This window comes from Specibacter sp. RAF43, assembly GCF_052114065.1.
In the GTDB taxonomy this organism is placed as follows: Bacteria; Actinomycetota; Actinomycetes; order Actinomycetales; family Micrococcaceae; genus Specibacter.
The window spans coordinates 20,756-45,583 of record NZ_JBFREA010000015.1; the positions used below are offsets into that span (position 1 = coordinate 20,756).

23 protein-coding genes are annotated in these 24,828 nt (G+C 69.2%); 14 read left to right on the forward strand and 9 right to left on the reverse strand.

Translation table 11 applies throughout. The annotated features are described in order from the left end of the window. The first annotated feature begins 49 nt into the window (after window positions 1-49). The 3 genes from AB4Y80_RS09905 to AB4Y80_RS09915 all read left to right on the forward strand — a co-directional run bounded on the left by AB4Y80_RS09905 (window position 50) and on the right by AB4Y80_RS09915 (window position 3,667). Complete coding sequence (locus AB4Y80_RS09905; protein ID WP_442213927.1) at window positions 50-1,576, forward strand: S1C family serine protease; 1,527 nt, start codon at window positions 50-52, stop codon at window positions 1,574-1,576. 296 nt (window positions 1,577-1,872) lie between these two features. Next, entirely contained in the window at window positions 1,873-2,664 is a 792-nt protein-coding gene (locus tag AB4Y80_RS09910) for an electron transfer flavoprotein subunit beta/FixA family protein (RefSeq protein ID WP_442214036.1), read from the forward strand. Between the two features lie 13 nt (window positions 2,665-2,677). Beyond that, complete coding sequence (locus tag AB4Y80_RS09915) at window positions 2,678-3,667, forward strand: electron transfer flavoprotein subunit alpha/FixB family protein (protein ID WP_442213928.1); 990 nt, start codon at window positions 2,678-2,680, stop codon at window positions 3,665-3,667. A 17-nt stretch (window positions 3,668-3,684) separates the two neighbouring features. On the opposite strand, the gene AB4Y80_RS09920 is transcribed toward AB4Y80_RS09915, so the two are convergent. The 3 genes from AB4Y80_RS09920 to AB4Y80_RS09930 all read right to left on the reverse strand — a co-directional run bounded on the left by AB4Y80_RS09920 (window position 3,685) and on the right by AB4Y80_RS09930 (window position 6,068). Then, a complete protein-coding gene (locus AB4Y80_RS09920) occupies window positions 3,685-4,488 on the reverse strand; it encodes a class I SAM-dependent methyltransferase (protein WP_442213929.1) in 804 nt (267 codons plus the stop codon). Between the two features lie 45 nt (window positions 4,489-4,533). After that, window positions 4,534-5,001 (reverse strand): tRNA (cytidine(34)-2'-O)-methyltransferase, encoded by a 468-nt coding sequence (locus AB4Y80_RS09925; RefSeq protein WP_442213930.1) that lies wholly within the window; start codon window positions 4,999-5,001, stop codon window positions 4,534-4,536. Window positions 5,002-5,063: 62 nt separating this feature from the next. Further along, window positions 5,064-6,068, reverse strand: a complete 1,005-nt coding sequence (locus AB4Y80_RS09930; RefSeq protein ID WP_442213931.1) for a J domain-containing protein — start codon at window positions 6,066-6,068, stop codon at window positions 5,064-5,066. A gap of 110 nt (window positions 6,069-6,178) precedes the next feature. On the opposite strand from AB4Y80_RS09930, the gene AB4Y80_RS09935 reads away from it, so the two are divergent. Further along, the gene (locus tag AB4Y80_RS09935; RefSeq protein ID WP_442213932.1) at window positions 6,179-7,204 is read left to right on the forward strand and encodes a diacylglycerol/lipid kinase family protein; all 1,026 of its coding nucleotides are present in this window, start codon (window positions 6,179-6,181) and stop codon (window positions 7,202-7,204) included. Between the two features lie 88 nt (window positions 7,205-7,292). Here the strand turns inward: AB4Y80_RS09935 and AB4Y80_RS09940 are convergent, their stop codons facing one another. The 4 genes from AB4Y80_RS09940 to folE form a co-directional block, all read right to left on the reverse strand. Next, complete coding sequence (locus AB4Y80_RS09940; RefSeq protein ID WP_442213933.1) at window positions 7,293-8,060, reverse strand: pyrimidine reductase family protein; 768 nt, start codon at window positions 8,058-8,060, stop codon at window positions 7,293-7,295. Window positions 8,061-8,069: 9 nt separating this feature from the next. Beyond that, the gene (folP, locus tag AB4Y80_RS09945; RefSeq protein WP_442213934.1) at window positions 8,070-9,029 is read right to left on the reverse strand and encodes a dihydropteroate synthase; all 960 of its coding nucleotides are present in this window, start codon (window positions 9,027-9,029) and stop codon (window positions 8,070-8,072) included. Continuing rightward, on the reverse strand, window positions 9,029-10,297 hold the full coding sequence (locus tag AB4Y80_RS09950; protein WP_442213935.1) for an NAD(P)/FAD-dependent oxidoreductase: 1,269 nt from the start codon (window positions 10,295-10,297) through the stop codon (window positions 9,029-9,031). The genes folP and AB4Y80_RS09950 overlap by 1 nt, the downstream gene beginning before the upstream one ends. Window positions 10,298-10,361: 64 nt before the next feature. Next, the gene (gene folE, locus AB4Y80_RS09955; protein WP_442213937.1) at window positions 10,362-10,970 is read right to left on the reverse strand and encodes a GTP cyclohydrolase I; all 609 of its coding nucleotides are present in this window, start codon (window positions 10,968-10,970) and stop codon (window positions 10,362-10,364) included. 116 nt (window positions 10,971-11,086) lie between these two features. Here folE and AB4Y80_RS09960 point away from each other — a divergent pair, with 116 nt between their 5' ends. From AB4Y80_RS09960 to AB4Y80_RS10005, 10 genes are all read left to right on the forward strand, one after another. Further along, on the forward strand, window positions 11,087-11,770 hold the full coding sequence (locus tag AB4Y80_RS09960) for a helix-turn-helix transcriptional regulator (RefSeq protein ID WP_442213938.1): 684 nt from the start codon (window positions 11,087-11,089) through the stop codon (window positions 11,768-11,770). Between the two features lie 118 nt (window positions 11,771-11,888). Beyond that, window positions 11,889-13,109, forward strand: a complete 1,221-nt coding sequence (locus AB4Y80_RS09965) for a cysteine desulfurase family protein (protein WP_442213939.1) — start codon at window positions 11,889-11,891, stop codon at window positions 13,107-13,109. Window positions 13,110-13,260: 151 nt separating this feature from the next. Then, on the forward strand, window positions 13,261-14,400 hold the full coding sequence (mnmA, locus tag AB4Y80_RS09970) for a tRNA 2-thiouridine(34) synthase MnmA (protein ID WP_442213940.1): 1,140 nt from the start codon (window positions 13,261-13,263) through the stop codon (window positions 14,398-14,400). 70 nt (window positions 14,401-14,470) lie between these two features. Next, window positions 14,471-15,088 carry a TIGR03086 family metal-binding protein gene (locus AB4Y80_RS09975; RefSeq protein WP_442213941.1) on the forward strand — a complete coding sequence of 206 codons (618 nt, stop codon included), beginning with the start codon at window positions 14,471-14,473 and terminating at the stop codon, window positions 15,086-15,088. Between the two features lie 139 nt (window positions 15,089-15,227). Further along, window positions 15,228-16,868 carry an ABC transporter substrate-binding protein gene (locus AB4Y80_RS09980; RefSeq protein ID WP_442213942.1) on the forward strand — a complete coding sequence of 547 codons (1,641 nt, stop codon included), beginning with the start codon at window positions 15,228-15,230 and terminating at the stop codon, window positions 16,866-16,868. Window positions 16,869-16,999: 131 nt separating this feature from the next. Continuing rightward, window positions 17,000-18,091 carry an ABC transporter permease gene (locus AB4Y80_RS09985; protein ID WP_442213943.1) on the forward strand — a complete coding sequence of 364 codons (1,092 nt, stop codon included), beginning with the start codon at window positions 17,000-17,002 and terminating at the stop codon, window positions 18,089-18,091. A 2-nt stretch (window positions 18,092-18,093) separates the two neighbouring features. Beyond that, on the forward strand, window positions 18,094-19,035 hold the full coding sequence (locus tag AB4Y80_RS09990; RefSeq protein WP_442213944.1) for an ABC transporter permease: 942 nt from the start codon (window positions 18,094-18,096) through the stop codon (window positions 19,033-19,035). A 23-nt stretch (window positions 19,036-19,058) separates the two neighbouring features. Continuing rightward, on the forward strand, window positions 19,059-20,774 hold the full coding sequence (locus AB4Y80_RS09995) for a dipeptide ABC transporter ATP-binding protein (RefSeq protein ID WP_442214037.1): 1,716 nt from the start codon (window positions 19,059-19,061) through the stop codon (window positions 20,772-20,774). A 110-nt stretch (window positions 20,775-20,884) separates the two neighbouring features. Further along, a complete protein-coding gene (locus AB4Y80_RS10000) occupies window positions 20,885-21,361 on the forward strand; it encodes a chorismate mutase (RefSeq protein ID WP_442213945.1) in 477 nt (158 codons plus the stop codon). Further along, window positions 21,358-22,500, forward strand: a complete 1,143-nt coding sequence (locus AB4Y80_RS10005; protein WP_442213947.1) for a hypothetical protein — start codon at window positions 21,358-21,360, stop codon at window positions 22,498-22,500. The genes AB4Y80_RS10000 and AB4Y80_RS10005 overlap by 4 nt, the downstream gene beginning before the upstream one ends. Before the next feature lie 49 nt (window positions 22,501-22,549). On the opposite strand, the gene AB4Y80_RS10010 is transcribed toward AB4Y80_RS10005, so the two are convergent. Continuing rightward, entirely contained in the window at window positions 22,550-23,842 is a 1,293-nt protein-coding gene (locus tag AB4Y80_RS10010) for a DUF58 domain-containing protein (protein WP_442213948.1), read from the reverse strand. Between the two features lie 17 nt (window positions 23,843-23,859). Continuing rightward, window positions 23,860-24,807, reverse strand: coding sequence for an AAA family ATPase (locus tag AB4Y80_RS10015; RefSeq protein WP_442214038.1), 948 nt, complete (start codon window positions 24,805-24,807; stop codon window positions 23,860-23,862). Window positions 24,808-24,828 lie beyond the last annotated feature (21 nt).

Consider the following 24,828-nt stretch of genomic DNA (forward strand, 5'->3'; position numbering starts at 1 on the left):
GAATACCAAGGCCATTCATCACGAGACTTATTGATCGAAGGGAAAGCTAATGTCAGAGAACATTGGCGGGAACACCAACCGCAACCAGGACGACCCGGTCGAGGCGCCGCGGGCAAGGGAACTGCCCGCCGACGAACCCGCCTCGGACCCCACCGCGCAGCACGCGCCCGAGGAAGCGTCGCGCATCGCCGAAACCCAGCGGATCGAGGCGCCGGGCACACCCGTCGGCCCCGGACACGTCGGCCCACTCGAGACCCAGCACACCCCCTACGGGCACGCCGGACCCGGCTATCCGGCGTCGAACACGTACCCGCACATGCTAGCCCCCGCGGTGACGACGCCGCCCAAGGAACGCCGGAAGGTGGGCATGGGCCTGTTCGCGGCCAGCGTCCTGGCCGCGGCCCTCATTGGCGGCGGCGCGGCAGCCGGAACATCGGCCCTGCTGCACTCGCAAGACAGCGGCATCGTGGCGTCCTCCGCCGCCCAAAACGCGCCGATCGTGGTCAACAACAAGAACTCGGTCAATGCCGTCACCGCCGCGGCCGCCAAGGCCATGCCGTCGGTGGTGACCATCTCCGCCACCAGCGGCAACGCCGGCGGCACCGGCTCCGGCATTGTGCTGGACACGGCCGGGCACATCCTGACCAACACCCACGTGGTGACCCTGGACGGGGCCGCCGCGCACGCCAGCATCGAGGTGCAAACCAGCAACGGCAAGGTGTACAAGGGCACCATCGTCGGCACCGACCCGCTCTCGGACCTGGCGATCGTGAAGATCGACGCACCCAACCTGACCCCGGCGGACCTCGGCAACTCCGACAAGATCAACGTCGGAGACACCGTCATCGCCATTGGCTCGCCCCTGGGCCTGAACGGGACGGTCACCGACGGGATCGTCTCCACGCTGAACCGGACCATCCAGGTGGCGTCCTCGGCCGTGCCGGTCACCCCCAACGATTCCTCCCAGGGCCAGGGCCAGGGCGACGGCGGCAACGGCTTCCAGTTCTCGCCCCCCGGAGGCCTGCAGGGCAGCCAGGCCGCGGCCACCGGAACGGTCAACCTGAACGTGATCCAAACCGACGCGGCCATCAACCCGGGCAACTCCGGCGGGGCGCTGGTGAACTCGGACGGGCAGATCATCGGCGTCAACGTGGCCATCGCGTCCACGGGCAGCTCCTCCAGCTCCACGAGCCAGGGCGGCAACATCGGCGTCGGGTTCTCCATCCCGATCGACCACGCCCAGCGCGTGGCCCAGGAAATCATCAAGAACGGCAAGGCCTCCCACGGCCAGCTGGGAGTTTCCGTGGGCGGCACCTCCGCCAACGGCCAGGGCAGCGCCTTCTCCACCGGCGCCACGGTGGCCAGCGTGACCGGCGGATCCGCCGCGGCCAAGGCCGGGCTGGCGAAAGGTGACGTCATTACGCAGCTGGGTGAACGCACCATCGGCGATCCGTCCGCGCTGACGGCGGCCGTCCGCGAGCAGGCCGGCGGCGCCACCGTCAAGCTCACGTTCCTGCGCGACGGCAAGACCCACCAGGTGGATGTCACCCTGGACACCATGCCGGCGGGCAACTGACAGCCCCGCACGGCCGGCAGCCGCCGGTAGTTAACGCCCGGGTGGCCGGTCCCGCGGGGACCGGCCACCCGGGCGTTCGTGCGCACCCCGGCCGTGCGGGGCGGGCCCGTGCGGGCAGCCGGCGGGGTAAAGAAGCGAGATGAACAATTCCGGCTCCGGCCCGGCACGAACTAAGCTCGTACAGTAGGCCAGGGGCGATCCCGCGGCTTCCGCGCCGCGAGGCGGCGGGCGGGCCGGGCAAGAACCGCCCATGACACGAAGGCATGACACAAAGGACAGTAGTGGAAAACTCAGCACTGAATATTGTGGTTCTGGTCAAATACGTCCCAGATACGCAATTTGACCGCCACCTCACGGGTGAGAGCCACCGCATGGATCGCAGCGAGAGCATCCTTTCCGAACTTGACGAGTACGCGCTGGAGGCGGCGTTGGCGCTGACCGACGCCCGCGGCGGCGCCAAGGCCGGCAACACGGTCACCGCCCTGACGCTCGGCCCGGCCTCCGCGGCCGTGGCCGTGAAAAAGTCCCTGCAGATCGGCGCCACCGCCGGCGTCCACGTCTGCGATGACGCCCTGGCCGGCTCGGATGCCTCCGCGACCTCCCTGGCGCTCGCCGCCGCCATCAAGACCCTGGGACCGGTGGACCTGGTCATTACCGGCATGGCCTCCACCGACGGCGAAACCTCGATCGTGCCCGCCCAGCTGGCCGCCCGGCTGGGCCTGCCGCAGCTGACCTTCGCCGCCAGCCTGGACGTGCAAGGCGGCACCGTGACCGCGCGGCGGGACGGCGATGAAACCTCCGAGGACATCCAGGCCACCCTGCCGGCCCTGGTTTCCGTCACGGACCAGGCCAACGAGCCGCGCTACCCCAACTTCAAGGGCATCATCGCGGCGAAGAAGAAGAAAGTGACCACGCTGTCGCTGGCGGAGATCGGGGTCCCGGCCGACGCCGTCGGGGCCGCCGGGTCCCTGACCCAGGTCACCGCGGCGGCCGAACGGCCTGCCCGCGCCGCCGGTACCATCATCGTCGATTCGGGCGACGCCGGCATCGCGCTGGTGGACTTTTTGGCCGCGCAGAAACTGATCTAAGGACCACACATACATGAGTGCCATTGTTGTTTTCATCGACCAGATCGACGCCGACCAGACCAAAGCCCAGGGCGGCGGGCTCCTTCACCCCATCCACCACCAGCTGCTGACCCTGGCCCGCGGCGCCGGCGAGCCGGTGGCCGTGGTGGCCGGCCCAGTGGGGGCCGGGCTCGTCGCCGAGCTGGGCGGTTACGGGGTCACCCGGGTCCTCCACTCCGTCCAGCCCGAACTGGCCGACTACCTGGTGGCCCCAAAGGCCGACCTCGTGGCGCAGGCGGCCGCCGCGGTATCCGCCGCGGCGGTTCTGGTGGACAACGGCCCGCAGGGCAAGGAAATCGCCGCCCGGGTGGGTGTGGCGCTTGACGCCGGCGTCATCACGGACGCCGTTTCCGTGTCCCTGGATTCCGGCGCGCTGGTAGCGCACAAGTCCGTCCTGGCTGGGTCCTACACGGTGGCGGCCCGGGCGACGTCGGCCGTGGCCGTGATCTGCGTCAAGACGCACAGCGTGGAGGCCGCCCCGGCGGCGACGCCTGCGACGGCCGCCGTGGAGCCCCTGGACGTTGCCTTTGCCCCGGCCAGCCTGGGCGTGCGCGTGATGCGGCGGACGCCGCGGGAAGCCAGCGGCCGCCCCGAGCTTGAGGACGCCCGCATCGTGGTGGCCGGGGGCCGCGGCGTGGACGGCAACTTTGGCCCGGTGGAGGAGCTGGCCGACGTCCTGGGCGCGGCGGTGGGCGCCTCCCGGGCCGCCACGGACGCGGGCTGGATCGCGCACACGGCCCAGGTGGGGCAGACCGGCAAGACGGTGTCGCCGCAGCTGTACATCTCCGTGGGCATCTCCGGGGCCATTCAGCAAAAGGCGGGCATGCAGACGTCCAAGGTGATTGTGGCCGTGAACAAGGATTCGGAGTCGCCCATCTTTGAAATCGCCGACTTCGGCATTGTGGGCGACCTCTTTGCGGTGCTGCCCCAGGCCGTGGCGGAAATCAAGAAGCGCCGCGCCTAGGGTCCGCTCGGGTGCCCTCAGGCGGGGACGGAGCCGATGGCGATCATTGCGTCGGAGTTCATCTCCACCTGCGGTCCCACGGAGTGGATGAAGTCGCGGCGCACGCGGGAGATCGCCTCGGGGTCGCGGGGGAGCAGCGTGCGCCAGCCGCTGCCCATGACCAGGTTCCACGCCATGGCGTCATCCACGGTCAGCGTCAGCGGATGCGTCGAGACGGACACGTCCGCCAGGCCGCGCGCACCCAGCCATGCGCTCAACGATTCCACGGAGGCGATCTTCGCCATGTTTTGGTTGGGCAGCGGGACGACGCCGGCGAGCCGGGGGCGTTCCTTGATGGCGGCCTCAAGGATGCGCCCGGCAAACGGTTCCAGCGCGCCGCTGACCCAGGTGCTCACGACCAGGCGGCCGCCGGGGCGCAGCATGGAGGCCAGGTGCTCCACGCCGGTCTCCATGTCGGCAAAGAAGAACATGCTGTAGGAGCACAGCACCGCGTCGAAGGTGCGGTGCCCGCGCCATTCGGTCACGTCCGCCTCCGTCAAGGTCGTGTTGAGGATGCCGCGCCGGCCCAGGTTGGCGGCGGCGATGCGCAGCAGGCCGGTGGACAGGTCGACGCCGTCCACGGTGCCGGCGGGGCCGACCGCCAACGCCGCCGGAATGGTGGCCGCCCCGGTGCCGCAGCAGGCATCGAGCACTTTTTCGCCCGGCTTCAGCACGGCCGCGGCCACCACGTCCCGGCCCATCGGATCCCAGAGTTTGTCCGACCACGCCTCAAATTGCAGGGCGCCGTCGGTGAAAGCCAAGCCAGGATCGCGAGCGGACATGTATGCCTCCAGTAGGTGGGTGGATCGGGTGCGGGCGGGGGAAACCTAAAGCTTGGCCCCGGCAAAGTCGTTTTGCCGCCAGGCCTCATAAACGGCGATGGATGCCGAGTTGGCCAGGTTCAGCGAGCGCAGCGACGGGCGCATCGGGAGCCGGACGCGGGCCGTGACATGGGAGTCGTGCTTGACGGCCTCGGGCAGGCCCACCGATTCGCGGCCAAACATCAGCACATCGCCGGGTTCGTACGAGATGTCCGCGTAGCCGGTCTCGCCGTCGGACGTGAACGCGAAGACGCGTCTGGGCGCCAATGCCTCCCACGCGGCCGCCAGGGTGGGGTGGACGGTGACCACGGCGAGGTCATGGTAGTCCAGGCCCGCGCGGCGCAGCTTCGCGTCGGAAAAGTCGAAGCCCAGCGGCTCCACCAGATGCAACTCCGCCCCGGTGATGGCGGCCAGGCGGATGGCGTTGCCGGTGTTGCCGGGGATTTCAGGGGTGACAAAGAGGATGCGAAACACGTTTTCATCCTACCGGTAGCGGGCGGAAGGGGTGGGCCGAGCCGGTGCGGCAACGCCCGGGGTCAGTACATGCCGCCGAGCAGCCGGCTCAGGACCGGCACGTCCACCACGTTCGGTGCGGGACCGGAGGCCAGAAATTGCTTGACTTCCCGGACAAATCGGGCCGGGTTGGCCACGTTCACCACGTTGGAGCCGTCCGGTTCGCAGCCCCGCGCATAGTCGATGACCGGTTCAAAGAGGTTGCCGGTGTTGCTGTGCACGCAAACCCAGGCCGTCACATTGCACTCCGGGAACAGCTCCTGCAGCTGCCGCGTGGCGGGGATCAGCTGCGGGGGCGCCGCCACCTTGTTGCCGTGGACGAGCATGCCCCCGTCCCAGCGGTAGGCGCCCTGGGGCACGAGCATGGACCCAACCACGGCAATCCGGTACCCGGCGAGTATGGCGTGATCCAGGTAGCCCTTCCCGTCGGGGGCGGAGAGCCCGTTGACCAGCCGGGCCGCGGGCAGGTGCGGCAGCAGCTGGACCGTGATCAATTGTGCGGTCCGGGCCTCGCGGGCCAGCCGGGATGCGGCCCCGAAGACGCCGCGTTTGCGCGGGGCCCCGTGAACCTGCGTGGCGGCGGTGGCGCGCGGCAACAGGGGGGCGCCGTCGAGGGCCTCATAGTCGGGGATGTAGACGGCCGGTGCGCCGGCCGCATTGCGCGCCTCGTTGCCGCGCCGGGTGGTGAAGGAAGCGCTGAATCCGGACCCCGCAACCGGGTCCTCGTCCGGCGCGCCCGGACCGGTCCCGCGAGCCGGCGCCGCGTAGGTGCCGGGTGTCCCGCCGGGAGTGCCTGGCCGGTGGCCGCGGGGCGCCTGCGCACGGTACGAGCGGTCGTAGCGTTGCCGCTCCGAGGGGTCGATCAGGATCTCATACGCCTCCGTCACCTTGCGGAACAGGGCCGGGTCCCCGCCGTGGTCGGGGTGGGCGATGCGGGCGGCCTTGCGGTAGGCAATCTTGATCTCCCGTTCGGTCGCCGTACTGGGCACACCCAGCACCTGGTAGTGCGTGAGGAACTTCTCGCTCACTGGTGACCTTTCGATTTTCGCCCGATGGTGCGCACCAGTCTAGCCGCGGCACCCGGACGGCACCGGCAAATGCGCTCCCCACGGCGTCCCGCTGTCATACTGGCCTTGCCATGCTTAGCAACCAGCCCCCAGAGCCCGCGTCCGGCCCGGCGACTCCGGCGCCCCCGGCCGCGGCACCGGGTTTCCCGCCCGCCGGCCCGTCCCCGTCGGCAGCCCGCCGCCCGGCCGTGCTCACCATCGCGGTGGCCATCAATCCGCGTGCCGCCTTTGGCGGCCGCCGCGGGCACACCACCGGCCACATCGGGGAGCTGGTGGTTGAGCGGCTGCGCGCCGCCGGCCACCGGGTAACCGTCCTGCGCCGGCGCAACTATGCCGAATTGCAGGAGGCGGTGGAATCCGAGCTGGCCGCCGGCATCCAGGCCCTGGTGGTCGTGGGCGGGGACGGCATGGTCCACCTGGCCGTGAACGCCCTGGCCGGCACCCCGGTCCCGCTGGGCATCGTGCCGGCCGGCACCGGCAATGACACGGCCCGCGGACTGGGCCTGGCACCGGACAACCCCGCCGCCGCCGTCGACCGCTTCCTGCTCGCCTGCCAGGGCGAGCCGCGGGTGCTCGACGCCGCTCGAATCCAACGCCCCGGCGCCGATCCGGTGTGGATCATGGGCGCGCTCTCGGCTGGCTTCGACGCGCTGGTGAATGAGCGTGCGAACGGCTGGAGCTGGCCGCGCGGCCGCCTGCGCTACAACCTGGCCATCCTGCGTGAACTGGCCGCGCTGCGGCCGCGGACGTATTCGCTGGTGGTGGACGGCGCGCCCCGCGAAGTCCGCGCCGTGCTGATTTCGGTCGCCAACGGCCCCTCGATCGGCGGCGGCATGAAGATCACCCCGGAGGCCAGGTACGACGACGGCCGGCTGGACCTGTTTGTCGTCTCACCCCTGTCGCGGCTGGCGTTCCTGCGCATCTACCCGCGCGTATTCTCCGGGCGGCACACCAACGAGCCGGTGGTGCACATCGAGCGGGTCGGCACGGTCAGCGTGGCGTGCGACGGGGTGGTGGCCTATGGGGACGGCGAACGGCTCGGGCCGCTGCCCGTGGAAATCAGCGTCGTGCCCGGCGCCGTGCGCGTGTGGGTCTAGCCCCCTCAGCTGACCCGCAAAAGATGTCGAAAAATGGGCGAAAATCGCGATTTTTCGACATCTAATGCGGGCCAGTTGCCCGAGCGGGTCAGCGGGCGCGCAGGTAACGCAAAAAGAGCATGGAGTCCGCCTTGAGGATGTGCGCCAGGGTCATCGGCCGCGGTGCAAGGCCGCCGGCCGGACGCGCCCCGGGCAGAACGTCCGCGATGCGCTTGGCCGTGCCGCCGGCCAGCAGCGGCGACACCGTCAGGCACAGTTCATCCACCCGGTCGGCGGCCTGAAAGGTGCCCAGCAGGGTGGGTCCGCCCTCGGAGTGAATCCTGGTCAGGCCGCGCCGGGCCAACTCGTCGATCAGCACAGTGACATCCAGCGCGTCCGTCCCGGCGTCAATGACCTCGGCGACGCCGGACAGGGCAGCCCGGCGGTCGGCCGGGGCCGCCGCCGTCGTGATGATGAGCGGGCGGACGGGGGCGCGGGTGAAGACCTCGTGGCCCGGGTCGAGGTTGAGGCTGCCGGAAACGATGGCCAGCGGCGGATGGGCCGCCAGCCCCCGGTCGCGGCGCCATTGCCGGGCCTCGGGGCCGAGCAGCTCGCCGCCGTACCCTTCCGCCCGGATGGTTTGGGCACCCACCAGGATGACGTCGGCGTGGCGGCGCAACAGCTGGAAAACATGCTGGTCGACGGCGTTGCCCAGGCTGCCGGAGCGCCCGGCCACGGTGGCGGCCCCGTCCACGCTGGCGACAAAGTTGAAGCTGACCCACGTCCCTTCCACCCGGTCCTGAAAGTACCAGGCGAGCAGGTCCTCGTCGCTGGCGGGGCCCGGGGTGGCCGGTGCCGGGAAGATGCGCTCAATCATGATGTGATCCTACTGCGGGGGCTGGGCGGCCCCGGCGGGCAGGTTGATGTTGCCCATGTTGTGCCGCAAATAGGCCGGGGCGCGCCAGCCCAGGGTGGCCTCGGTCATGCGGATGGCCGAGTTCGCGGCCCGGACGTTGTGCATGCGCAGGATGCGCGCCCCGCCCAGGAGGCAGATGACGGCCGTGGCCAGGGAGCCCTCCAGCCGGGCGGCCTTGTCCTGGTTGAGCGTCTCCCCGATGAAGTCCTTGTTGGACACCGCCGCCAGCGCCGGGAATCCCAGGGCCGCGATCTCGTTGAAGCGGCGCGTGATCTCCAGGGTGTGCAGCGTGTTCTTGTTCAGGTCGTGGCCGGGGTCGATGATGATCTGCTCCGGCGCCACCCCCAGCGAGATGGCCAGCTCCACCTTCTCGCGCAGGAACGCCGCCACCTCGGCCACCACATCCCCGTAGCTCGGGCGCGGGTAGACGGTCCGCGGCCGGGCCAGGCTGTGCGTGATCACCAGGTGGGCACCGGATTCGGCGACGACGGCGGCGATGTCCGGGTTGTGCAGCCCGGTGGTGTCGTTGATGACGTGCGCGCCGGCGGCAATGCTGCGCGCCGCCACCTCCGGCAGAAAGGTGTCGACCGAGATGATGACGTCGCTGGCGGCCGCCACGGCCTCGATGACCGGGACCACGCGGTCGCCCTCCTCCTGCGCGCTCAGCGGCGGCCCCGGGGCAAACGGGACCCCGCCGATATCCACCCAGTCGGCCCCGTCCGCCGCGGCCTGCAGCGACGCCGCCACCGCCGCGTCCAGGGCAAAGGTGGCTCCGGCGTCGTAAAAGGAATCCGGGGTCCGGTTCACGATGGCCATCAGCGCCACCTGCCGGCTGAAGTCCAGCGTCCGGGTGCCGAATCGGTGCACCGGGTGCAGCAGCGGCGGCGTATAGAACGGCGCGGCCATCTCCCGGGTGGTCGTGCCCTCCATCAAATGGTTTCGAGCGGGGTTTGCGGGTCGGCCAGCTTCGCGGCCTCGACGGTACGCCCGGAGCCGATCAGGTCCTTGATGGCGTCCTGGACGTCCCAGACGTTCACGTTCATCCCGGCGACGACCTTGCCCTCGAGCACCCAGAAGGCGATGAATTCGCGCTTCTCCAGGCTGCCGCGGATCACCAGTTCGGCATCCTTGGTGAGCGCGCCGAAACCGGAGTACTCCATGCCGAGGTCGAACTGGTCGGTGTAGAAGTAGGGGATGTCGTTGAGTTCGGCATCCTGTCCGAGCATGGACTTGGCGGCGACCTTGCCGCTGGCGATTGCGTTGGCCCAGTGCTCGCTGCGCGCGAACTGGCCGGTGACGGGGTGGAGGGAGTTGGCGACGTCGCCGGCGGCGAAGATGTCCGGATCGGAGGTTTGCAGGCCGCCGGTCACTTCGATGCCGTTGTTGATCACGAGCCCGGCGTCCTTGGCCAGCCCAATGTTGGGCACGACGCCGATGGCGACGACCACGAGGTCCGCCGGGATGGTCTCGCCGGTGGTTGTCAGGACGGAGGTGACCTTCCCGTCGGTGCCCTGGATTTCGGCGGCGCTGGAGGGCAGCACGAACTTCACGCCGGCCTCCTCGTGGCGGGCGGCGAACACGGCGCCGAGCTCCTTGCCGATGGCGACGGACAGCGGCACCTCCTCCAGCCCCAGCAGCGTCACGGTGTTGCCCAGCTCGCGGGCGGTGGCGGCAATTTCCATGCCGATCCAGCCCGAACCGATCATGACCACATTGTGTCCGCCGGCGGAGAGCAGTTCCTTCATGGCCAGGGAGTCGGCCTTGCTGCGGAAGTAGTGCACGCCGTCAAGGTCAACGCCGGGGAACGGAATGATGCGCGGTGTGGCGCCGGTGGCGATCAGCAGCTTCTCATAGGCCAGCGTGTCGCCGCCGGCCAGGGTGACGGTGTGCGCGGCCGGGTCGACGCCGGTGGCCGCGGTGCCCGTGAGCACGGTGACGTTGTTTTCCGGGTACCAGGCGGCGGGGTACGGCAGGAGGGCGTCCTCGCCCTCCTTGCCGGCCAAGAATCCCTTGGACAGCGGCGGGCGCTGGTAGGGAATCTCCGGCTCGTCCGCGACGATGGTCACGGCCCCGGCATAGCCCTCCTTGCGCAGGGTCTCCGCGGCGGTGGCGCCGGTGAGGCCGCCACCGATGATGACCATGCCCGGGGCGGTGCCTGGCGTGCGGGACGGGCTGGATGTGGTGGACGACTCGGTCATGATGGAAACTCTTTTCCGTGGAAATTGATGTCTCTTTGAATAAAGCTACAGGGGGCGCCGCGCCCTACTGGGGGAACTGGTCACGCAACGGTCCGGCGTCGGACAAGACGCCGGTGAAGACGGAGGTGCGGGTCAGGGACCCGGCCACCTGGACGCCGCGCAATGACATGCACATGTGCTCGGCCTCCAGGACCACGCCCACGCCGCGCGGGGACAGGGTTTCCTCCAGCCAGTCCGCCACCTGTTGCGTCAGGCGCTCCTGGACCTGCAGGTCCCGGGCAAAGCGTTCCACGCCGCGGGCCAGCTTGGAGAGCCCAAACAGCCGGTCCCCGGGTAGGTACCCCACATGCGCCACGCCGCGAAACGGCAGCAGATGGTGCTGGCACAGCGAATGGAAGGGGATGTCTTTCACCAGCACCAGCCCCGCATAGCCTTCGTCGTTGGGAAACGTGGTCCAATTGGTCTCACGCGCGGTGAGCATCTCGGCATAGGCGGCGGCCACGCGGCGTGGCGTGTCCAGCAGGTGCGGATCGGTCACGTCGCGCCCGAGCGCCCGCAGAAAGTCGGCAATGGCCGCCTGGGCCGCCGGCAGGTCAATGGCTCCCGGGGCGTCCAGGACGGACGCTTCCTCGAAGGCGAGGAGGTCGGGGAGGGCGGCGCTGGTGATCGACATGTCCTCTTCCTTTCTAAATCTTGTATTCTTGACTTTAGAAGCGCAGACTCAAGGCGTCAAGTCAGTACCCAACAATGAGCAACTTCCCATCCATAACGAACATAAGGCAAGCAGTGATGAACAAGGACCATGGCGAGGCGGCACTGAACGAGTCCGAGCGGCTCGCGGCCGTGGCCTCCCTCGGCGATCCCGTGCGTAAGAAGTTGTTTGAATTACTGCGCGACAGCGACCACGCCCTGAGCCGGGACGAGTGCGCCGCCACCCTGGGGCTGCCCAAGAGCACCATTCGGGCGCACCTCGACCGGCTCACGGGCGAGAACCTGCTGCGGGTGGAATTCAAGAAGGTGGGCGGGCGGACCGGGCCCGGGTCCGGCCGGCCCGCCAAGCTGTACACGGTGGCCGTGGGCGAGGTGGCCGCCTCCGTCCCGGCCCGGCACTACGACCTGGCCGCCCAGCTGCTGGCCGCCGCCGTGCAGCGCTCCATCGACACCGCCGTCGGCGTCGAGGAGGCGCTGGCCGCAGTGGCGTACGACGCCGGCAAACGGATGGGCGCCGAGGCCGGGAGTATGGCGGCCGTGCTGGAAAACACCGGCTACGCCCCCCAGCCCGACGGCGAGGGCGGCACCATCATGGCCAACTGCCCCTTCCACCGGCTGGCCCGCGAGCACACGGGCGTGGTGTGCTCCCTCAACGGCTCGCTGCTCACCGGCGCGCTGGCCGGCTGCGGGGACAGCAGCCACGACGTGGTCCCGGACGAGGAGATGTCGCACTGCTGCGCGAGGCTCGTGCCGAAACCCTAGCGCCGGACGCCGAGGTAGCCGCTCCGCCCCGAACCCCGCCCACATCCGGGCGAGTCTCGGCGGGGACCCGCTGCCTCGGCGAAAAGCACCCCGGCGCACGGTGCCGTAGAATTGAGCGGTGCCCGTGTATCTTGACCACGCGGCGACCACGCCAATTTCGGCCCCGGCCCTCGCCGCACTCACCTCAGCCCTTGGCCGCAGCGGCAACCCGTCCTCGCTGCACGGGGCCGGCCGCCGCGCCCGGGCCACGGTGGAGCAGTCGCGCGAAACCATTGCCCGGGCCGCCGGCGCCCACCCCACCGAAGTCGTCTTCACCTCCGGCGGCACGGAGGCGGACAATCTCGCCGTGAAGGGCCTGTTCTGGGCCCGCCGCGCCGCCGATCCCCGCCGCACCCGCATCCTGGTCTCCACCGTGGAGCACGCCGCCGTCCAGGACACCGTGGAGTGGCTGGCGCACCACGAGGGCGCCGAGGCCGTCTGGCTGCCCGTCGATGAGACAGGCACCGTGAGCCTGGACGCCCTGTCCCGGGAACTGGACGACGGCGGCGCCGACTCCGTCGCCCTGGTCACCTGCATGTGGGCCAACAACGAGGTGGGCACCGTCGAACCCGTCGCCGAGGTGGTGGCGCTCGCCGCCGCCCACGGCATCCCCGTCCACTCCGACGCCGTGCAGGCGTTCGGCTCCGTGCCGGTGAACTTCAAGGACTCCGGGCTGGCGGCCATGTCCGTCAGCGGCCACAAGATCGGCGGGCCCGTCGGCGTGGGGGCGCTCCTGCTCGGCCGCGACGTCACGCTGACCCCCGTCCAGCATGGCGGCGGGCAGGAACGCAAGGTCCGCTCCGGCACCCTGGACACCGCCGGGATCGCCGCCTTTGCCGCGGCCGCCGCGGATGTCACCGCCAACCTTGCCGCCGAAAGCCGGCGCATCGCCGGGCTGCGCGACGCCGTCATCGCCGGCGTAGGCCGGGTGGTTCCCGAGGCGGTGCTGCGCGGCGTCGACCCGGCCGTCAACCCCGGCGGCCGGCTGCCCGGCAACGCCCACTTCACCTTTCCCGGCTGCGAAGGGGACTCCTTGCTGTTCCTGCTGGACATGGCCGGCATCGAGTCCTCCACCGGCTCCGCCTGCACCGCCGGGGTGCCCCGGCCGTCCCACGTCCTGCTGGCCATGGGCCTGGACGAGGAGACCGCCCGCGGTGCGCAGCGCTTCAGCCTCGGGCATACATCCAGCCAGGCCGACGTTGACGCCTTTGTGGCCGCGCTGCCCCAGGCCCACGCCCGCGCGAAACAGGCCGGGATGGCCGGGCACGTCTCCTCCATCCAAACGGCCAGCACCCGGTAGTTTGGGTCGGCTCAAGGCCTGCGCTTGGTAGGTGCCCGGCCCGTCCCTGGAAGCTCCATGGACTCGCAAGCTCGTCCCGGGTCCCTCGCCTCCATGGGCCCATCGCGGGCGCCGCACGATTTGATTTTTTGTTTCAACGGAAAGGTACGTAATGCGAGTATTGGCCGCAATGAGTGGCGGGGTTGACTCCGCCGTCGCCGCAGCCCGCGCCGTGGACGCCGGGCACGACGTCGTCGGCGTGCACCTGGCGCTGTCGCGCATGCCGGGCACTCTGCGCACCGGCAGCCGCGGCTGCTGCACCGTGGAGGACTCCAACGACGCGTGGCGGGCCTGTGACCTGCTCGGCATCCCGTACTACGTCTGGGACTTCTCCGAACGGTTCAAGCAGGACGTGGTCCAGGACTTCATCGACGAATACGCCGCCGGCCGCACGCCCAACCCGTGCATGCGCTGCAATGAGCGCATCAAGTTCGCCGCCCTGCTGGAAAAAGCCATCGCGCTGGGCTTCGATGCGGTCTGCACCGGCCACTATGCCAAGGTCATCACCGACGCCGACGGCAACCCGGAACTGCACCGGGCCGCGGACTGGGCCAAGGACCAGAGCTACGTCCTGGGCGTGCTGACCCACGAGCAGCTCAAGCACTCCATGTTCCCCCTTGCCGACACCCCGTCCAAGGCGGAGGTCCGGGCCGAGGCCGAGCGCCGCGGCCTCTCCGTGGCCAAGAAGCCGGACAGCCACGACATCTGCTTCATCCCGGACGGCGACACGGCCGGCTGGCTGGCCGAGCAGATCACCATGACCCCCGGGGACATCGTCGATGAAAGCGGCGCGCGGGTGGGCGGCCACGACGGCGCCAACCAGTTCACGGTCGGCCAGCGCCGCGGCCTGAAGCTGGGCACCCCTGCCGCCGACGGCAAGCCCCGCTTCGTGCTGGAGATCCGGCCCAAGGAGAACAAGGTCGTCGTCGGCCCGCACGCGCTGCTGGCCATCGACGAACTCAAGGGCATCAAGGTCTCCTGGGCCGGGCTGCCCATCGCCGAGGTCGCCACCGGTGAGGAGTTCGCCTGCCACGCCCAGGTCCGCGCCCATGGCGATCCGGTGCCCGCCCGCGCCGTCGTCACCGAGGTGATGGACGACGGCGTCGCCCGCCAATCCCTGACCGTCACCCTGGGCGAGCCGCTGCGCGGCGTGGCGCCCGGCCAGACGGTGGTGTTGTACCAGGGCACGCGGGTTTTGGGGCAGGCCACCATCGATTCGGCGCGGTCGCTGGCGCGCCCGGAGATGTCATAGCCGCCCGTCCCGGCCCAAGCGGGCGTAAACTTCGGTGACAAGGTGACTTCGCTCACGGAAGGTTTACGCCATGCCCCCGCACTCGATCTCCAACCCATTGCAACTGCTGGAACGCTCCCTTGACCAGTGCGCGGAGGTGATCGCCGCCATCTCCGCCAACCAGGCGGACTGGCCCACACCCTGTGCGGAATGGACCGTCCAGGACTTGCTGCACCACCTCGTGGTCCAGGACCTGCACAGGTTCACGGTCATGGCGCGCGGCAGCCACGTTGACCCGCAGGCGGCCACCGCGACCGTGGGGGCCGACTGGTGCACCCGGTTCAGCGACGGGGCGGCCATGCTCATGCGGGCCTGGTCCACCGCCGACCTCAACCGCCAGGTGGCCCTTCCGGGCGGGGGCGAGGCGCCGCTGCGCAGCCGGATCGGGCTGCAGATCGCTGAATTCACCATGCATTCCTGGGACCTGGCCAAGGCCACCGGTGTTTCCAACGTGCTTGACCCGACCCTGGCCGAACAGTCACTCGCCTGGGCGCAGCGGACCATGCGGCCCGAGTTTCGCGGGACCGACAAGGGATTTGCCGCGGAGGTCCGGGTCCCGCTCAACGCCGACGTCTATGCCCGCCTGGCCGGTTGGTTTGGGCGCAACCCGATGTTCCGCTCCGGGCCCCGGCAGACAACCTTAAAGTAACCATCTGATTGCAACTTTGCACTCAATGCACCAACAGGCCCACATCTCTGGTAGAAACAAAACATAAGACAAGTGCAGCAGGTCACACAAAAAAAGTGTGGCCTGTTGCGTGTGTATGGATCAACAGAGAGTTTTGCTGATGTCTAAAAATATGTTTGGACTCCGGTCGGTGATCGCCGTGGCCGGCGTCTCCATGCTGGCACTGACGGCGTGCACAGGCCCGGCCGGCGGTGGTGGCGGCACCAACAATACGGCCGGCGCCTCCGGCGGACCCATTGTGGTGGGCACCACGGACAAGGTCACCTTCCTTGACCCGGCCGGCTCCTACGACAACGGCTCCTTCATGGTGATGAACCAGATCTTCCCGTTTGTGTTGAACTCCGCGACCGGCAGCGCCGACCCCAAGCCCGACCTGGCGGAATCGGCGTCGTTCACCTCGCCCACCGAATACACGGTCAAGCTCAAGCCCGGCCTGAAGTGGGCCAACGGCACCCCGCTGGATTCCAAGGACGTGAAGTTCTCCTTTGACCGTCAGCTGAAGATCAAGGCGGCCAACGGCCCCGCAACGCTGCTGGGCAACCTGGCCAGCGTCAGCGCCCCGGACGCCACCACCGTGGTGTTCAAGCTCAAGCTCGGCAACGACCAGACGTTCCCGCAGATTCTGACCAGCCCGGCCGGCCCCATCGTTGATGACACCGTGTTCAGCCCCACCAAGGTCACCGACGACGAGGCCATCATCGCCGGGAAGTCCTTCGCCGGCCAGTTCTCCATTGACACGTACAAGAAGAACGAGCTCATCGCGTTCAAGAAGAACCCCGACTACAAGGGCCTGCTGGGCCCGGCCAAGTCCGATTCCGTGACCATGAAGTACTACGCGGACTCCAACAACATGAAGCTGGACGTGCAAAAGGGCGACATCGACGTGGCGTGGCGCAGCCTGACTGCCACCGACATCGACAGCCTCAAGACCGACAACAAGGTCAAGGTTGACGTGGGCCCCGGCGGCGAGATCCGCTACATCGTCTTCAACTTCGACACCATGCCGTTCGGTGCCAAGACGGCGACGCCGGACGCCGCCAAGGCGCTCGCGGTTCGCCAGGCGATGGCCAACACCATTGACCGCAAGGCCATTGCGGACCAGGTCTACAAGGGCACCTACCTGCCGCTGTACTCCTACGTTCCGGCCGGCTTCACCGGTGCGGTCGAACCGCTGAAGGCAAACTATGGCGACGGCAACGGCGCACCGGACGTGGACAAGGCCAAGAAGGCGCTCTCCGATGCCGGCGTGACCACCCCGGTCACCCTGAATCTGCAGTACAACCCGGACCACTACGGCAAGTCCTCCGGCGACGAGTACGCCGCCATCAAGGCTCAGCTGGAAAAGTCCGGCCTGTTCAAGGTCAACCTGCAGTCCACCGAATGGGTCTCCTATTCGGACCAGCGCACCAAGGACGCCTACCCGCTGTACCAGCTGGGCTGGTTCCCGGACTACTCCGACGCCGACAACTACCTCACGCCGTTCTTCAGCAAGGACAACTTCCTGAAGAACCACTACGACAACCCGGACGTCCAAAAGATGATCAGCGAGCAGCTGACCACCACGGACAAGACGGCGCGCACCAAGCTCATCGAGGACATCCAGAACGCGGAAGCCAAGGATCTCTCCACCCTGCCGCTGTTGCAGGGGGCGCAGGTGGCCGTCTCCAACGTTGCCGTCAGCGGGGTGAAGGACACCCTGGATGCGTCCTTCAAGTTCCGCCTGGGCGTATTGTCCAAGTAGCCGGTTAACTAGGCACATGGACACGTGATACCACGTAAGAAGGCGGGGCCTCCACCGGGCGCCCCGCCTTCTTCCACTGGTCCTGGCCGCACGGCCCCAAAGATTTTGCAGCACCAACGAAACAGGCACACATGACCGCACTGATTGACCTGCCCGAGGCGCAACCCGCCGGGCAGCCACCCCTACGGAAAAAGCAATCCGGAGGCGGACTGGGAAAATACCTCCTTATCCGGTTCACCCTGATCATTCCCACCATCTTCATCCTCGTCACCATGGTGTTCTTCCTGATGCGCCTCACCGGCGATCCCATCACGGCGGCCCTGGGCGACAGGCTCCCGCCGGATCAATTGGCGCTCCGGATCCACGAGGCCGGGTATGACCGGCCCATCTTCGTCCAGTACCTCGAGTACCTGGGCCAAATCGCCACGGGCAACTTTGGCCGCACCATCTCGGACAACCTGCTCATCTCCGACATGCTGGCCACCTACGGCTCCGCCACGCTGGAACTGGCGATCAACTCGCTGATCGTGGCCCTGGCCATCGGCATCCCGCTGGGCATGCTGGCCGCCTACAAGCGCGACCGCTGGCAGGACGCCACGCTGCGCGTGCTGGCCATCTCCTTCTACGCCGCGCCCGTGTTTTTCGCCGGACTGATTTTGAAGCTCATCTTCTCCATCTGGCTGGGCTGGTTCCCCGTGGCCGGCCGGGCCAACACCGGCACCGAGGTCGCCATGGCCTCCCTCTCCGCACCGACGGGCATCTATTGGCTCGATGCGCTGCGCAGCGGGAACACGGCGGCGTTTTGGGACATTGCCCAGCACTCCGTGCTGCCCGCGGTGGCCCTGGGCCTGCTGACGGCGGGCATCTTCCTGCGGCTGGTGCGCACCAATGTCATCGGCACGCTGAGCAAGGACTACGTTGAGGCCGGGCGTTCCCGGGGCGTCAGCGAATACCGGCTGCTGACCAAACACGCCTACAAGCCGGCCCTGATCCCCATCATCACCGTCATGGGCCTGCAAATCGCCCTGCTCCTGGGCGGGGCGGTCCTGACCGAAACCACCTTTGAGTGGAAGGGGCTGGGCTTCCAGCTGGCCCACTACCTGACGGCGCGCGACTTCGTGGCCGTGCAGGGCATCGTGGCCCTGTTGGCCGTGATTGTCGCCTTCACCAACTTCATCGTGGACGTCATCGCCGCATTGATCGACCCGAGGGTGAGGTACTAAAGATGGTCGAGACCAAGACCTCACTGTTGAGCCGCCTGCCCATCGTCTCCCACCTCAAAAAGAGCGTGGGGCTCCAGCGCGGGATGCTCATAGCCGGCATCACCATGACCGTCATCTTCCTGCTGACCGCGGCCCTGGCGCCGTTGATCGCCCCGTACGGCGGCACCCAGCGCTTCGATGAAACCCAGGCGCCGCCGTCGTCCGTCCACATTTGGGGCACGACGGCGGGCGGCTACGACGTCTTCTCGCGCACCATTTGGGGCGCCCAGACCGCGTTCCTGGTGATCGTGGTGGCCGTGGTCCTCTCCATCTTCATCGGCGTGATCCTGGGCCTGCTCTCCGGCTACCTCGGCGGCTGGCTGGACCGGATCCTGGTGGTGGTGGCCGACGCCATCTACGCGTTCCCCACGCTGCTGCTGGCCATGGTCATGTCGATCGCCATCAGCCAGGGCCGCTCCAGCATGTGGTCCGGGATCTTCTCCGCCGCGATCTCCATCACCGTGGTGTTCATCCCGCAGTACTTCCGGGTGATCCGGGCGGAGACCATCCGCCTGAAGGCCGAGCCGTTCGTGGAGTCCGCCATTGTGGTGGGCGCCTCCAGCGTGCGCATCATGGCCCGGCACATTTACAAGAACGCCACCCGGACGCTGCCGCTGATCTTTACGCTCAACGCCTCCGAAGCCATCTTGACGCTGGCCGCCCTGGGCTTCCTGGGCTTCGGCATTGAGCCGTCGTCCGCCGCGGAATGGGGCTTTGACCTCAACCACGCCCAGACCGACGCGACGGCCGGCATCTGGTGGACGGGCGTGTTCCCCGGTTGCGCCATCGTGCTGACCGTGCTGGGCCTGACCCTGCTGGGCGAATCCATGAACGACCTCAATGATCCGAGGCTGCGCGGGCGGAAACGTTCCGGCAAGAAGAACAAGGAGTTGGTGGACGCATGAGCCGCCCCACAGATGCATCGGGCATGGACATATCCGGAGCCGACAACGTGGGTGCCGGGCAGCCGGGCGGGCTGCGCCCCGTCCTGGACATCCGGGACCTGAAGGTCACCTTCGCCACGGACTCCGGGGATGTGCCGGCGGTCAAGGACGTCTCCTTCACCGTGGCCCCAGGCGAGATTGTGGCGATCGTGGGCGAGTCGGGCTCCGGCAAGACCGTCACGGCGAAGACCATCCTGGGCCTGCTGCCGGAAACGGCGGACAGCAGCGGTGCGGTGATCATCAGCGGCAACGACGTCATCAGCGTCAGCGCCCACCAGCTGCGGGCCATCCGCGGCCGCGACGTGGCCATGGTGTTCCAGGAACCCTCGACCGCGCTGAACCCGGTCTACACGGTCGGCTGGCAGATCGCCGAAGGCCTGCGGGCGCACCGTCCCGAGGGCAAGCGGGTGGGCCGCAAGGAGGCCCGCCAGCTGGCCATCGAGGCGCTGGGCAAGGTGGGCATCCCCGAGCCGGAGAAGCGGGTGGACTACTATCCGCACCAATTCTCCGGCGGGCAGAAGCAACGCGTCGTCATTGCGGCCGCTCTTGCCCTAAACCCCGGGCTGATTGTGGCCGATGAGCCCACCACCGCCCTGGATGTGACCGTCCAGGCGGAAATCCTGGAGCTCCTGCGGGACCTGCGCGACCGGTACGGCACCTCGATCGTGCTGATCACGCACAACATGGGTGTGGTGGCCGACCTCGCGGACCGCGTGGTGGTCATGTTCGAGGGCGACGTCGTGGAGGAGGCAAGCTCCGAGGTGCTCTTCGCCGAGCCCAAGGAGGCGTACACGCAAAAGCTGCTGGCCGCCGTGCCGCACCTGGGCCGGAACTCCGCCTCCGCGGGCTTCACCGAGCGGGCGTTCCAGGACGCCGAGGTGCTCGTGGAGGCCAGGGACCTGGAAATCGAGTACCCGGGCCGCTTGGGCAGCCCCGCCTTCCGGGCCGTGGACAGGGTCTCCTTCACCATCAGCGCCGGCGAGGTGTTTGGCCTGGTGGGCGAGTCCGGTTCGGGCAAGACCACCATCGGCCGGGCCATTGCCGGGCTGAACCGCACCACGGGTGGTTCGCTGAAGGTGCTCGGCTACGAGATGCTCAACTACAAGGAACGCTCGTTCCGGCCGCTGCGCAAGGACATCGGGTTCGTCTTCCAGGACCCGGCCGCCTCCTTCAACCCGCAGCTGACCATCGGTGAGTGCGTCGCCGAGCCGCTGATCATCCACACGGACCTGTCCGGTGCGGCCGTCACCAAGAAGGTGGAGGAGCTGCTGGAATCCGTCCAGCTGCCCCGCGCCTACGCGAAGCGGTTCCCGCACGAACTCTCCGGCGGGCAGCGCCAGCGGGCGTCCCTGGCCCGCGGCCTGGCCCTGCGGCCGAAGCTGCTCATCGCCGACGAGCCCACCTCGGCCCTGGATGTTTCCGTCCAGGCCAAGGTGCTGGAGCTCTTCCGGGAGATCCAGGCCGAGCTCGGCTTCGCGGCCTTGTTCATCAGCCACGACCTTGCCGTGGTGGACATCCTGGCCGAGTGGGTTGGCGTGCTGTACAAGGGCAAGATGGTGGAGCAGGGAATCGGGAACCAAATCATGGGCAACCCGCAGGATGACTACACCAAGCGCCTGATTGCCTCCCTGCCGGTGCCCAACCCGGCCGAGCAGGCGAAGCGCCGCGCCATCCACCAGGCGCTGCTGCAGGCCAAGTAGTGGTGAGTGCGTAGATATGGCTGTTCCCGACCGTGGGAACAGCCATATCTACGCACTCGCAGGTGAGGTGTGGTGTTTGGTCCGCCCGGCGCACCACCTAAACTGTTTTCATGACTGAACCCAGCCAGGCCTCCCCGGAACACCACCTGTCCATCGACGACTTCGACCCGTCCGCGAGCTCGCTGACCGGCACGGTTGATCCGGCCGTCATGGCGGAGTTGTTGTCCATGCGCTCAAGCATCGACAACATTGACGCGACCCTGGTGTACCTGCTGGCCGAGCGTTTCAAGGCCACCCAGCGCGTGGGCATCCTCAAGGCCAAGCACCAGCTGCCCCCGGCGGACCCGAACCGGGAGCAGGCGCAGATTCAGCGCCTGCGCGCCCTGGCCGAGTCCGCCCACCTTGACCCGGCGTTTGCGGAAAAATTCCTGAACTTCATCATCAGCGAGGTCATCCACCACCACCAGGCCATTTCGGAGAGCCACTCCGCCGTGGCCGCCACCGGGGTGGTGCCGGTGGTCAGCCTGGACGGCCAGGGCTTCATCGCCTCCCCGGAATCGGACGACGCCGGTACGCGCCAACCGTGAACCGGTCACCGAGCATCTGGCCGGCGGGCATGCCGGAACCCGGCGCGGCGGGGACCGGCGCCGTGCGCGTCCCGGAGGAGGTTACGGTCACCATGCTGGGCAGCTGGCCCGGCACCGACCCCGTGGAGGCCGCGAAGGTCTCCCTCGGCGTGCTCACTTCCCCGCACCTGCCCGCCCTGGCGGAATTGCCGGCGCGCGGTGTCGGATCGGACCCGGTGGGGCGGACCGCGGCCCTGCTCGTGGAGATGCCCGTGGACGTGCAGCCGTACGGGTGGCGCTTTGTCGACCGGCCCGGCAACGACCACCGGCGTGCCGTCTCCGCGCTCTCCACCGACCTGTCCGTGCTGGCCGATGTTGCCGGCGCCGCCGGAATCCAGCCGGCCGAATTCAAGCTCCAGGTGCTGGGGCCCGTGTCCCTGGCCGCCGCCATCCACCTGCACTACGGCGAGCGGGCCCTGCGCGATCACGGCGCGCGCCGGGACGTGGCCGAGTCACTGGCCGCCGGGCTGCCCGCCCACATTGCCCGCGTCCAGGCCGCCGTGCCGGGCGCCGAACTGACGCTGCAAATTGACGAGCCCGACGTGGCGCGCGCCCTGGCCGGCACCATTCCCACGGTGTCCGGCTACCGGACGCTGCGCTCCATCCCCGGTGCGGAGGTGCGCCACACCTGGACCGCCCTGGTGGCGGCCGCGCGGGAGGCCGGCATTGCCCGCGTGGCCATCAACCTCGCCGTCGAATCAGTTCGGCCGGGCGAGGTTGCCTCGGCGGAAGCGGAGGCGGCGGCCTGGCGGACGGCGCTGGAGCTTGCCCTGGCCTGCGGCGTCGATGCCGTGGCCCTGCCGCTGGCCGGGCTGGACACCGGCCACTGGGAACTGTTGGCCGGGGCCGTGGAATCCGGCACCGGCGTGTGGGCCGGGACGGTGCCCGTGCGCGCCGGCCGGCTCCCGCCGTCGCACGCCGCGCTGGTGGAGCGGATCATGCGGCCGTGGCAGGGGCTGGGGCTGGCGGCGTCCCTGCTCAATCGCCTCAGGATCACCCCCGAAACCGGGCTGGCCGGGGTGCCCCCGCAGCAGGCCCGCGCCATTTTGGACCGCACGCTGGAGGCGGCCCGCGCCCTGACGGACCTCCGCCACGCCTGAGCCGCCGGGCGACCGGCCGTGCGCATGACGGAGACCGGCGGGCGGCCGGTCAGAGGCGGCCGGCGGCCTTGAGCCGGATGTACATGTCCGCCAGTTGCGGCGGGAGCTCGTGCGGGAGCGCGTCCACCACTTCGGCACCGAGCTGCTTGATGACGGCCGTGATGGCCGCGCGGCGACCCAACGCGTGTTCGGCCGCGGCGGCACGGTAGGTCAGCGTCGTCGTGGTCCTCTCCAGCCGGGCGGCATCCAGGGCGGGGTCGCGGACGGAGGCAACCACCACCACATGGTGGCGTACCAGCTGCGCCACCAGCGGGATCAGGCCCTCCTCCACGGCGCCGCCGTCGAGGGAGGTCACCAGGACCACCAGGGCCCGGTGGGCCGTGACGGCACGGACCTGGCCGGGAATCGCCGCGGCGTCGAGTTCGATGAGTTCCGGCTGCAGGGGAGCCAGGGCGGCCACCATGGCGTTGAGCATGTTGCCCTTGCCGGTGGAGGACACCCGGGCCCGGACGCGGCGGTCATAGGCGATCAGGCTGACCCGGTCTCCGCCGCGCTCGGCCAGCACGGCCAGCAGCAGGGACGCCTCAATGCCCGTATCCAGCCGGGGCTCGTCCTGGATCCGGGCCGCGGACGTCCGGGAGGTATCCAGCACGATCACCACCCGGCGGTCGCGTTCCGGGCGCCAGGTGCGCACCACCACGTCCCGACGCCGGGCCGTGGCGCGCCAGTCGATGGAGCGGACGTCGTCGCCGCGGACGTAGTCGCGCAGCGAATCAAATTCGGTGCCCGCGCCGCGGATCTGCACGGCCGCCCTGCCGTCCAGCTCCCGCAGCTTGCGCAGCTTGGAGGGCAGATGCGCCCTGGCGTGGAACGGGGGCAGGACCCGCAGGGTGCCCGGCGCGATGATGGTTTTTTGCCAGGCGGCCAGGCCGAGCGGACCGTAGGAGCGGATCGTGACGTGGCCGGTGTGCAGATCGCCGCGCCGCACGGGGGTCAGCGCCACGGCCATGACGGCGCGTTCCCCGGCCCGGATGCGCACTCTCGCCAGGGCGTTCGCCGCGCCCGCCGAGGGCTGCCAGCCGTCCTTCACCTCGGCCCGCAGCGTCCGGCCGGATTCATTGGCGAGCCGCAGGGTGGCGGTGGCTTGTTCGGTCAACCGCACGCCGGACGGGATCACTCGGCGTACCGCAACCTTGCGCGGGGACGCGGCCAGGGCCAGGTCCACCGCCAGGACCACCAGCAGCACGGCCGCCGCCAAAAACCAGGTGCCGGGGCCGGGCGCGGCGATGATCGGCACCAGCGCCAGCACCGCCAGAAGGAAGAATCTGCCCGAGATCGCCATGGTCTACCGTGCCCCGGTCAGCGGGGGACCGGAACCGTTTGCAGGATCGAGGCCAAGACCCCGTCCACCGCCACGCCGTCCATCTCCGCCTCCGGGCGCAGGGCCACGCGGTGGCGCAGGGCCGGCAGCGCCAGCGCCTTGACGTCATCGGGCGTGACAAACCCGCGGCCGCACAGCCACGCGTAGGCCCGCGCGGTCTTCAACAGGGCCGTGGCACCGCGCGGCGAGACGCCCAGCTGGAACGACGGCGTGGTCCGCGTTGCCCGCACCAGGTCCACGATGTAGGCCAGCACCTCCGCGTCCACGGCCACCCGCGCCACCGCGGCCTGGGCCGCGGCCAGATCGGCGGCGCCCGCGACGGCCCGCACCCCGGCCGCGTGCAGGTCCGCCGGGTTGAACCCGGCACTGTGCCGGCGGATCACCTCGATTTCTTCGTCGCGGGCGGGCAGGTCCATGGTCAGCTTGAGCAGGAACCGGTCAAGTTGGGCCTCGGGCAGCGGATACGTTCCCTCGTACTCCACCGGGTTTTGCGTGGCCGCCACCAAGAACGGCGACGGCAGCCCGCGGGAGACCCCGTCGACGGACACCTGGTGTTCCTCCATGGCCTCCAGCAGCGACGCCTGGGTCTTCGGCGGCGTCCGGTTGATTTCATCGGCCAGCAGGATATTGGTGAACACGGGCCCGGCGCGGAAGGCGAATTCGGCAGTGTGGGCGTCGTAGACCAGGGACCCGGTGACGTCGCCGGGCATCAGGTCCGGGGTGAACTGCACGCGCTTGGTGTCCAGGCTCAGCGCCGCCGACAGCGCCCGCACCAGCAGCGTCTTGGCCACGCCCGGGACGCCTTCCAACAGCACATGCCCGCCGGCCAGGAGGGCGATCAGCATCCCCGTGACGGTGGAATCCTGCCCCACCACGGCCTTGGCGACCTCGGCGCGAACCCGCAGGAGGGTCTCCGACGGCGGCATGGCCGCCTGCGCTGGGTGCGG